The 10,602-nt window shown below is 62.6% G+C and carries 8 protein-coding genes; 6 read left to right on the plus strand and 2 right to left on the minus strand.

Going from position 1 to position 10,602, the window contains the following annotated elements; translation table 11 throughout:
• Positions 1-7 precede the first annotated feature (7 nt).
• Entirely contained in the window at positions 8-1,873 is a 1,866-nt protein-coding gene (locus tag HX873_RS26095; protein WP_003219161.1) for a sigma-54-dependent Fis family transcriptional regulator, read from the minus strand.
• A gap of 310 nt (positions 1,874-2,183) precedes the next feature.
• On the opposite strand from HX873_RS26095, the gene HX873_RS26100 reads away from it, so the two are divergent.
• The 3 genes from HX873_RS26100 to HX873_RS26110 are packed head-to-tail and all read left to right on the plus strand — an operon-like array spanning position 2,184 to position 5,314.
• A complete protein-coding gene (locus tag HX873_RS26100; protein WP_003219159.1) occupies positions 2,184-3,161 on the plus strand; it encodes a thiamine pyrophosphate-dependent dehydrogenase E1 component subunit alpha in 978 nt (325 codons plus the stop codon).
• 39 nt (positions 3,162-3,200) lie between these two features.
• Positions 3,201-4,220 carry an alpha-ketoacid dehydrogenase subunit beta gene (locus tag HX873_RS26105; protein ID WP_177123413.1) on the plus strand — a complete coding sequence of 340 codons (1,020 nt, stop codon included), beginning with the start codon at positions 3,201-3,203 and terminating at the stop codon, positions 4,218-4,220.
• A complete protein-coding gene (locus HX873_RS26110; RefSeq protein WP_177068183.1) occupies positions 4,217-5,314 on the plus strand; it encodes an acetoin dehydrogenase dihydrolipoyllysine-residue acetyltransferase subunit in 1,098 nt (365 codons plus the stop codon). Before HX873_RS26105 ends, HX873_RS26110 begins: the two co-directional genes overlap by 4 nt.
• Positions 5,315-5,455: 141 nt before the next feature.
• Here the strand turns inward: HX873_RS26110 and HX873_RS26115 are convergent, their stop codons facing one another.
• On the minus strand, positions 5,456-6,358 hold the full coding sequence (locus HX873_RS26115; protein WP_102368651.1) for a helix-turn-helix domain-containing protein: 903 nt from the start codon (positions 6,356-6,358) through the stop codon (positions 5,456-5,458).
• Between the two features lie 140 nt (positions 6,359-6,498).
• Between HX873_RS26115 and HX873_RS26120 the strand changes: the two genes are divergently transcribed.
• From HX873_RS26120 to HX873_RS26130, 3 genes are all read left to right on the plus strand, one after another.
• Positions 6,499-7,857 carry a glutamine synthetase family protein gene (locus HX873_RS26120; RefSeq protein WP_003219154.1) on the plus strand — a complete coding sequence of 453 codons (1,359 nt, stop codon included), beginning with the start codon at positions 6,499-6,501 and terminating at the stop codon, positions 7,855-7,857.
• A 161-nt stretch (positions 7,858-8,018) separates the two neighbouring features.
• Positions 8,019-9,107, plus strand: coding sequence for a polyamine ABC transporter substrate-binding protein (locus HX873_RS26125; protein WP_003219153.1), 1,089 nt, complete (start codon positions 8,019-8,021; stop codon positions 9,105-9,107).
• The gene (locus HX873_RS26130; RefSeq protein WP_177123414.1) at positions 9,104-10,402 is read left to right on the plus strand and encodes an FAD-binding oxidoreductase; all 1,299 of its coding nucleotides are present in this window, start codon (positions 9,104-9,106) and stop codon (positions 10,400-10,402) included. Before HX873_RS26125 ends, HX873_RS26130 begins: the two co-directional genes overlap by 4 nt.
• The last annotated feature ends 200 nt before the right edge of the window (positions 10,403-10,602 follow it).

The raw sequence follows: 10,602 nt of genomic DNA on the forward strand, positions 1-10,602 counted from the left end.
TGTTGGGTCAGTGCTTACCGGGCATGTCGATACCCAGCTGGTTAACCCGCCGATACAAGGTCGCCCTGGAAATCCCCAACGCCTGCGCCGCCGCCAGCGGCTTCCATCGATGCCGAATCAGTGCGTCCAGCACCAACTGCCGCTCAGGACTCACGCTTTCCGATGTTTCCACCGCAACCGCGTCACCACGAACTTCCACCGGCAAATCCGCCAGTTGAATTGTCCCGCCGTCGCACACCGCACAGGCGTATGCCAATACATGCCGCAGTTGCCGCACATTCCCCGGCCAGGCATAACCCAGCAGCGACTCCAGCGCCGCTGCCGCGATCCCGACCGCAACACCGCTGTGCCGCGCCTCCTGCTCCAGAAGCCGATTGATCAATGCCAGTTTGTCCATGCGCTCGCGCAATGGCGGCACACAGAACCGCGCACAGCCCAACCGGAAATACAAATCCTCGCGAAAGCTTCCAGCACTCACCAGCGCCGCCAAGTCCCGATGGCTGGCGCAGATCACCTGGATATCCACCGCCCGGGTTTTTGCCCCGCCCAGCGGCGCCACTTCACCTTCGGCCATTACCCGCAGCAGTCGCGTCTGCAACGCCAGCGGCATGTCGCCGATCTCGTCGAGAAACAACGTGCCGCCATCGGCCTGCAACAGCAGCCCGGTCATGCCCTTGCTGGAGGCACCGGTAAATGCCCCGGCCACGTAGCCGAACAGTTCGCTCTCGATCAGGTTTTCCGGGATCGCCGCGCAGTTCACCGCCACAAAGGGGCCGTCGCGACGGGCGCTGCGTTCATGCAACTGGCGGGCAAACACTTCCTTGCCGGCGCCGGTTTCGCCCTGGACCAGCACCGGCAGGTTGCGATCCTTGACCCGCACGGCCAGGCGCAGATGTTCTTCTACTCGCGGGTCTACCTGATGACTCGAAGACACCGTCGCACGTGCAGCCTTACGCCGCGGCGCGCTGACCCGTACCTGCAACGCCCCCGGCTCGCCGAGCCAATGCAACTGCTGCGTCGATTGATCGGTGACGGCGCGCAACGCGTCCAGGTCAAACACTTCGCCGATATGCTCCGGCAACTGCCCGAAGCGCAATCTCAGGGCCTGCCGCGCCTTGCTGTTCAAGGCTTGCAGCCGCCCATCCTGGTCCCACGCCAGCAGCATGTCCGGCTGGCTGTCGACGTAACCGGGCGTGCTGTGGGCCTGCAACACCCAATGTTGCCGGGCGCTGTGCATGAAAAACGCGTTCTCGATGGCCCGCGCGCTTTGCGCCACCATCTGCCGCACCAGGTGCTGGCTGCGCCGGTCATCCGGCGATTTGAGGGCGGAGGCGTCCATCACGCCCAGCAGGTTGCCCTGGGGATCAAAGATGGGGGCGGCAGAGCAGGTCAGGCCGATAAACGCCGCACGAAAGTGGTCGCGCTTGTGCACGGTGACCGCGGCCTTGCTGGTCAGCACCGTGGCCACGCCGCAGGTGCCTTCCTCGGCTTCCGACCAGCAGGTGCCCAGGTACAGGCCGGCCTTGCGGCAGTCGTTGCGAATGCCGGCGTCCACACGATGGTCGATAGTCTGGCCCTGGGCGTCGGTAAGCATCACGCAGTAATCGGCGTGGCGCACCCGGTTGTGAATCTGCCCGACTTCCTCGCTGGCGATGCGCATGAACAGCTCGGCGCGTTCGCGGCATTCCTTGAGCAGGGTGCTGGTGAGGATGCGCGGCCCTTGCAGGGAACCGGGGTCGAGGTGGTGCTGCTCCATGGAGCGGCGCCAGGAATCAAAAATCAGCGACGGCACCGGAGCCTGGGGCAGGCGGTCGGCGTTGCGAACCACGCGGCTGACGCAGTCGACATGGTCCTTGGAGTTCACGGCGAGCATTGAAGCCTCCGGTTCTCGATCCTTGTTGTTATGCCCGCCATTAAGCGCCCATGGGCCGGGCGGGACAAGGGCGGCCTGACCAACTGCCCGAGGTGAGACGCAACGTCTCATCCCGCCTGAGACGCTGCGGGCAGGTTGCAACGGCGCGTCTCATTGAACGGGCCACAGTGGCATACCCGGGTCTTCCGGCAGCTGCTCTGGATCAAGGCTTTCCCAGGTTTTCCAGCGGATTGGCACAGGCCGTGCTGAGTGCCTTGCAGCTGGCCTGATCCAGCCTTTTGTGTGTCGAGACAACCTGGAGAACAACAAGATGTCCACTCACCTGTCCACCGATCAATTGCTTCATGCCTACACCGTGATGCGCACCATCCGTGATTTCGAAGAACGCCTGCATGTGGAATTCGCCACCGGCGAGATTCCCGGTTTCGTGCATTTGTATGCCGGCCAGGAGGCCAGCGCCGCCGGGGTCATGGCCCACCTCAACGATGAAGATTGCATCGCGTCCAACCACCGTGGCCACGGCCATTGCATCGCCAAGGGTGTGGACGTGTTCGGCATGATGGCCGAGATCTACGGCAAGAAAACCGGGGTGTGCGGCGGCAAGGGCGGCTCGATGCACATTGCCGACCAGGAGAAGGGCATGCTCGGCGCCAACGGCATTGTGGGTGCCGGGGCGCCGCTGGCAGCCGGTGCGGCGCTGGCGGCCAAGCTCAAGGGCAGCGCGGGTGTGGCGGTCGCGTTTTTCGGCGACGGCGGCTCCAACGAGGGCGCGGTGTTCGAAGCGATGAACCTGGCCTCGATCATGAACCTGCCGTGCCTGTTCGTGGCCGAGAACAACGGTTATGCCGAAGCCACCGGGTCCGGCTGGTCGGTGGCCTGCAAGGACATTGCCGAGCGCGCCGTGGGTTTTGGCATGCCGGGGGTGATTGTCGACGGCAACGACTTTTTTGCCGTGCACGCCGCCCTCGGCGTTGCGGTAGAGCGTGCCCGCAGCGGTAAAGGGCCGACGCTGGTGGAGGTCAAACTGAGCCGTTTCTACGGCCACTTCGAAGGCGATGCGCAAACCTATCGCGGCCCGGACGAAGTGAAAAACCTGCGGGAAACCGGCGACTGCCTGAGCCTGTTTCGCCAGCGCTGCACCGCCGAAGGCTGGCTCGACGCGGCTCAGTTCGAACGCATCGACACCGAAGTCGCGCAGCTGATCGAAGACGCCGTGCGCCTGGCCAAGTCCGATCCCAAACCCCAGGCCGCCGACCTGCTGAGCGATGTCTACGTCGCCTACCGCTAACCGTCACCCACTACAAAAACAATCCGTGGAGAAGTCATCATGGCTAGAAAAATCAGCTATCAGCAGGCAATCAACGAAGCCCTGGCCCAAGAGATGCGCCGCGACCAGAGCGTGTTCATCATCGGCCAGGACGTGTCCGGCGGCACCGGTTCGCCCGGTGAACAGGACGCCTGGGGTGGCGTGCTCGGCGTCACCAAGGGGCTGTATCCGGAGTTCCCCGACCGCGTGCTCGACGCGCCACTTTCCGAGGTCGGTTATGTGGGCATGGCCGTCGGTGCAGCCACCCGTGGCATGCGCCCGGTGTGCGAGTTGATGTTCGTCGACTTTATCGGCTGCTGCCTCGACCAGTTGCTCAACCAGGCGGCGAAGTTTCGCTATATGTTCGGTGGCAAGACCACCACGCCGCTGGTGGTGCGCGCCATGTACGGCGCCGGCCTGCGTGCGGCGGCCCAGCATTCGCAGATGCTCACCTCGATGTGGACGCATATTCCCGGGCTCAAGGTGGTGTGCCCGGCCACGCCCTATGACGCCAAGGGCATGCTGATCCAGGCGATCCGCGACAACGACCCGGTGATTTTCCTCGAACACAAAATGCTCTACAGCCTCCAGGGCGAAGTGCCGGAAGAGCTGTACACCGTGCCGTTCGGCGAAGCCAACTACGTGCGTGAAGGCAACGATGTAACCCTGGTGACCTACGGGCGCATGGTGCACATGGCCCTGGAAGCCGCCGCCAATCTGGCGCGCCAGGGTATCGACTGCGAAGTGTTGGACCTGCGCACCACCAGCCCGCTGGACGAAGACAGCATCCTTGAAAGCGTGGAGAAAACCGGGCGCCTGGTGGTGATCGACGAGTCCAACCCACGCTGCTCGATTGCCACGGACATCAGTGCATTGGTGGCGCAACGGGCGTTCGGCTTCCTGCGCGCGCCGATCGAAATGGTCACCGCGCCTCACACGCCGGTGCCGTTCTCCGATGCCCTGGAGGAGCTGTACATCCCCAACGCGGCGAAGATCGAAGCTGCGGTGCTGAAGATTGCCGACAAGAGGAATGCCGCATGATCCATACACTGACCATGCCCAAGTGGGGGCTGTCGATGACCGAGGGCCGGGTTGATGTCTGGCTCAAGCAGCCGGGCGACCGGGTGGAGAAGGGTGAAGAGGTGCTGGATGTCGAGACCGACAAGATTTCCAGCAGTGTCGAGGCACCCTTCAGCGGGGTGCTGCGGCGGGTGTTGGCCCAGAGCGATGAGACCTTGCCCGTGGGGGCATTGCTGGCAATCGTGGTGGAAGGCGAGGCCAGCGAGGCCGAGATTGATGGGGTGATCGAGGCGTTCCAGGCGGGGTTCGTTTCCAGTGCCGCCGAGGCTGAAGCCAGCGGGCCATCGGCACAGAAGGTCGAGGTGGGCGGGCGCCTGCTGCGCTATCTGGACCTCGGGGAGGGCGGCACACCGCTGGTGCTGGTGCACGGTTTTGGTGGCGACCTGAATAACTGGCTGTTCAATCACCCGGTGCTCGCGGCTGAGCGGCGGGTGATCGCCCTGGATTTGCCGGGGCATGGCGAGTCGGGCAAGTACCTGCAAACGGGCGAGCTTGAGGAGCTGAGCCAGGCGGTATTGGCACTGCTGGATTATCTGAAGGTTGACCGGGTACACCTCGCCGGGCATTCCATGGGCGGGCTGGTTTCCCTGAACCTCGCGCGGGTGGCACCGCAGCGTGTGGCGTCGTTGACCCTGATCGCCAGCGCTGGATTGGGTACGCAGATCAACAGTGACTACCTGCAAGGTTTTATCGACGCGAGCAATCGCAATGCACTCAAGCCGCAACTGGTGCAACTGTTCAGCGACCCGGCGCTGGTGACCCGGCAGATGCTGGAAGACATGCTCAAGTTCAAGCGCCTGGAGGGTGTGGAGCAGGCGTTGCGGCAGATCACCGGGGCGTTGTTCAGCGGTGGTCGGCAGTTGGTGGATTTGCGCAGTGTGGTGGGGCAGCAGCCGAGCCTGGTGATCTGGGGCAGTGAGGACGCAATCATCCCGGCGAGCCATGCCCATGGGTTGGACGCTCAGGTGGAGATACTGCCGGGGCAGGGGCATATGGTGCAGCTGGAGGCGGCGGAGCGGGTGAATCAGTTGATGCTGGCGTTTCTTCGGACCTGATCGTTCCCACGCTCCGCGTGGGAACGATCTTCAAATGTGGGAGCGGGCTTGCTCGCGAAGGCGGTGTATCAGTGCCAGATTTATTGACTGACCCACCGCATTCGCGAGCAAGCCCGCTCCCATACAAGCCCGCTCCTACATTTACCTCTGGCGCTTCAGGGTCTCGCTGGGCAACTCCTGAAACAACGCCCGATAGCTGTTGGAAAACCGCCCCAAATGCCAGAACGACCAATTCATCGCCACCTCCGCCACGGTGGTGTCCACTGACGGCGGGTTCAACAACTCCCGCCGTGCACTGTTCAACCGGCGCAACCGCAACCACTGCGCCGGGCTCATCCCGGTATACGTCTTGAACCCGTGCTGCAACTGGCGCAACGGCACCCCGGCAATGCGCGCCAGTTGCAGCAGGTTGACGGTTTCATCCGGCACATCCGCCGCCCATTCGCCAATGCGCGCCATGATGATTCGCTCCTCGGTGCGTCGCTGCAATGAGCCCTTGTCGAGGCACACGCAGGCGTTGTCGAGGATGAACAGGCAGTCGTCCAGTAACTGCTGAGTCAGCGCATCACGACTCGGCGGGTCAAGCGTCGCCGACAGCCGCGTCAGCGTGCCGCTGAGCCAGCGGCTGAACAACGGGTTTTGCAGGGAGTTGAGCGGGGCCATGAACAACCCCTCCAGCTTCGCCACATCCAGACCATGGCGCTGGACAAACTGCGGCCCGAACACCACTGCCACTTCGCGGTAGTTTTCCGGGGTGATCCAGGTGTTGCGGCTTTCGCCATTGAGCACGTACAGCGCGTTGTCGCTGCCATCGAAACAGAACGCCAGGGAACCCGGCGGCGCGTTGAAGTTCTGCTCCACCCGGGTGTTCATCCGCTCTTCGTACACCTCGACACCTTGCAGGTCGAGGTAGCGGATCTGCCCGGCGAAATGCCCTGGGGACATCTGCTGGTACTGCTGCACCCAACCGGGTGTCGCACTGCATTGAGCGGCCACATCACCGGTGGTGAAGGCCTGTACGCGCAAAGCTGTTGCCTGTGTCATGGGTAACCTGGGCGCACTCTATTGGTGCGTTGTGGTTGGCGCAAAGTGGATAGATGCCGTTGGACGGCTGGCCCAAGATAGACCTCAATGCGCCGCGAGGGAAGCCCGCGGCGCAGCATCCAACCCATGACGAGGTCCTTATGAACGCCCCCTTCGATCAGCTGTCCGCCTGGCTGAAAGAACACAAGATTACCGAAGTCGAATGCGTGATCAGTGATTTGACTGGCATCGCACGCGGCAAGATTTCGCCCACCAACAAGTTCCTGCATGAGCGAGGCATGCGCCTGCCGGAAAGTGTGTTGCTGCAAACGGTAACCGGGGACTTTGTCGACGACGATATCTACTACGACCTGCTGGACCCGGCCGACATCGACATGATCTGCCGCCCGGTGTCCAACGCCACCTACGTGGTGCCATGGGCCATCGAGCCCACCGCCATCGTGATCCACGACACCTTCGACAAGCAGGGCAACCCCATCGAACTGTCGCCGCGCAACGTGCTGAAAAAGGTCCTGCAACTCTATACCGACCAGGGCTGGCAGCCGATTGTCGCGCCGGAGATGGAGTTCTACCTGACCCAGCGCTGCGAAGACCCGGACCTGCCGCTGAAGACCCCACTGGGCCGTTCCGGTCGCGCCGAAAGTGGCCGCCAGTCGTTCTCCATCGACGCTGCCAACGAGTTCGACCCGCTGTTCGAAGACGTCTACGACTGGTGCGAAGCCCAGGGCCTGGACCTCGACACGCTGATCCATGAAGACGGCCCGGCGCAGATGGAAATCAACTTCCGCCACGGCGACGCCCTGGACCTGGCCGACCAGATCACCGTGTTCAAACGCACTCTGCGCGAGGCTGCACTCAAGCACAACGTGGCGGCCACCTTCATGGCCAAACCGGTGGCCGACGAGCCCGGCAGCGCCATGCACCTGCACCAGAGCGTGGTGGAGATCGCCACCGGCAAGCAGGTGTTTGTCGATGAGCACGGCAACAAGAGCCAACTGTTCCTCAACCACATCGGCGGCCTGCAGAAGTACATCCCCAAGCTGCTGCCGATGTTTGCGCCTAACGTCAACTCGTTCCGCCGCTTCCTGCCGGACACCTCGGCACCGGTCAACGTCGAGTGGGGCGAAGAAAACCGCACCGTCGGCCTGCGTGTACCGAGCTCCAGCCCCGACGCCATGCGCGTGGAAAACCGCCTGCCGGGCGCCGACGCCAACCCGTACCTGGCCATCGCTGCCAGCCTGTTGTGCGGCTACCTCGGCATGATCGAAAAGGTCGAGCCCAGTGCCCCGGTGGAAGGCCGCGCCTACGAGCGCCGCAACCTGAGGCTGCCGATCACCATCGAAGACGCCCTGGCGCGCATGGAAGAGTGCGACACCGTCAAGCAGTACCTGGGAGACAAGTTTGTGCGCGGCTACGTCGCGGTCAAGCGTGCCGAACACGAGAATTTCAAGCGGGTGATCAGCTCCTGGGAACGTGAGTTCCTGCTGCTGAGCGTCTGACGACTCGTCCGTAGCAGCCGTCGAGCCTTAGCGAGGCTGCGTCGGGCCCGCCGCAAGTGTGTCTGATACATCGCTACGCAGCCTCGCCAAGGCTCGACAGCTGCTACGGGCAGAATGGCTGGATGAATACATAAAAATCAATCAAGCAAAGGGGTGTCGATATGCGTCTGGTGAAAAAGCTTCTCCCGCTGGCCTTGGCGGCGTTGTTCAGCAGCGCGGGCCACGCCGCGCAGACGGTCAGTGTGTACAACTGGACCGACTACATCGGTGAGACCACCTTGGCCGACTTCCAGGCCAAGACCGGGATCAAGGTGATCTACGACGTGTTCGACTCCAATGAAACCCTGGAGGGCAAGCTGCTTGCCGGCCGTACCGGCTACGACGTGGTGGTGCCGTCCAACCACTTCCTGGCGCGCCAGGTAAAGGCCGGCGCGTTCCTCAAGCTGGACCGTTCGCAGCTACCCAACTTCAAGAACCTCGACCCCAAGCTGCTCAAGCTGCTGGAGAAAAACGACCCGGGCAACGAGCATTCGGTGCCGTACCTGTGGGGCACCAACGGCATCGGCTATAACGTGGACAAGGTCAAGCAGGTGTTGGGCATCGACCATATCGATTCGTGGGCCGTGCTGTTTGAACCGGAGAACATCAAGAAGCTCCACGAGTGCGGCGTAGCGTTCCTCGACTCGGCGGATGAACTGTTCCCGGCGATCCTCAACTACATGGGCAAGGACCCGCGCAGCGAGAATCCCGAAGACTACAAACAGGCCGAGGCCAAGCTGCTGACCCTGCGGCCGTACATCACTTATTTCCATTCCTCCAAGTACATCTCGGACCTGGCCAACGGTGATATCTGTGTCGCCTTCGGCTATTCCGGCGATGTGTTCCAGGCCGCCAACCGCGCCAAGGAAGCCAAGAACGGCGTGAACATCGCCTACTCAATCCCCAAGGAAGGCAGCAACCTGTGGTTCGACCTGCTGGCCATCCCGGCGGACGCCGCCAACCCGAAAGCCGCCCACGCCTTCATCAACTACTTGCTGGACCCTGAAGTGATCGCCAAGGTCAGCGCCAGCGTCGGCTACGCCAACCCGAACCCGGCGGCCAAGGCCTTCATGGCCCCCGAGTTGGTGAACAACCCCGAGATCTACCCGTCCCAGGAAGTGCTCGACAAACTCTACATTTCCACCACCCCGACGCCCGCCGTCATGCGCTTGATGACGCGGTCCTGGAGCAAAGTGAAGACCAACAAATGAACCGTTCCTCCTCCGACCACGCTCGTTCCTATTACCTGGTTTCGGCCAACACCATGCCCCGGCGCCCAGCGCTGGGGGCTGACCTGACGGCCGATGTGTGTGTGATCGGTGGTGGGTTCACTGGGGTCAATACCGCCATCGAATTGGCCCAGCGTGGGCTATCGGTGATTTTGCTGGAGGCCCGGCGGATTGGCTGGGGCGCCAGCGGGCGCAATGGCGGGCAGCTGATTCGCGGGATTGGGCATGACGTCTCGGGCTTTGCCAGGTACGTGGGGGAGGAGGGTGTGCGTTACCTGCAGCAGGCCGGGATCGATTCGGTGGCGCTGGTGGGGGAGCGGATTCGCGAGCACGGGATTGACTGTGATTTGCGCTGGGGGTTTTGCGAGTTGGCGAATACGCCGGCGCAGTTTGCGGCGTTTCAGGGGGAGCTGGAGAGCCTGGCTGCCTTGGGGTATGCGCCTGAAACGCGGTTGGTGGCATCGCAGGATATGGCGCAGGTGGTTGGCTCAGGCTTGTATGCGGGTGGCCTGGTGGACATGGGCTCCGGGCATCTGCACCCGTTGAACCTGGTGCTGGGGGAGGCGGGTGTGGCCGAATCCCTTGGGGTGCGGATCTTTGAAGACAGCCCGGTGCTGGAGTTGATCCATGGCGACACGGTGCAGGTGCGTTGCGAGTTTGGCAGCGTGCGCGCCGGCAACCTGGTGCTGGCGTGCAATGCGCATCTGGAGGAACTGGAGCCGAAGTTGAGCGGCAAGGTGCTGCCAGCGGGGAGCTACATCATTGCGACCGAGCCGCTGTCGGTTGGGGTGGCTGATCAGTTGATTCCGCAGAACCTGGCGTTGTGTGATCAGAAAGTGGGGTTGGATTATTACCGCCTTTCGGCGGATCGGCGGTTGTTGTTTGGGGGGGCTTGTCATTATTCGGGGCGTGATCCGGTGGATATCGCGGGATATATGCGGCCGAAGATGCTCAAGGTTTTTCCGCAGTTGATGGATACGGCGATTGAGTTTCAGTGGGGGGGGAAGATCGGCATCACCGCCAATCGCTTTCCCCAGGTGGGGCGCCTGAAGCAGCATCCGAATGTGTTCTATGCCCAGGGGTATTCGGGGCATGGGTTGAACGTGACTCACTGGTGTGCGCGGTTGTTGGCTGAGGGGATTCAGGCTGGGCAGAGCCGGGGGTTGGATATTTTCAGCCAGGTGCCGCATATGACGTTTCCTGGGGGGAAGGTGTTGCGTTCGCCGCTGTTGGCGTTGGGGATGTTGTGGTATCGGGTTCGGGAGATGGTGGGGTGATTGATTGGGTACATATCCGTTTTTTCGGTAACGGCCACCTATGGTTCCGCTCTTACAGCGGCTCACTTTGGAAAAGCCCAAAAGTAAGCAAAACGCTCTTGCCCCACCACTCGGCACCTCGCCTAGGCTCGGTGTGCCCTCACTCCGGCTTTGGACCGTGGGCCGCCGTCATGGGCCATCCTTGGCCCAGGACGGCTAAC

Source organism: Pseudomonas sp. P7758, from assembly GCF_013386485.1.
Classification (GTDB): domain Bacteria; phylum Pseudomonadota; class Gammaproteobacteria; order Pseudomonadales; family Pseudomonadaceae; genus Aquipseudomonas.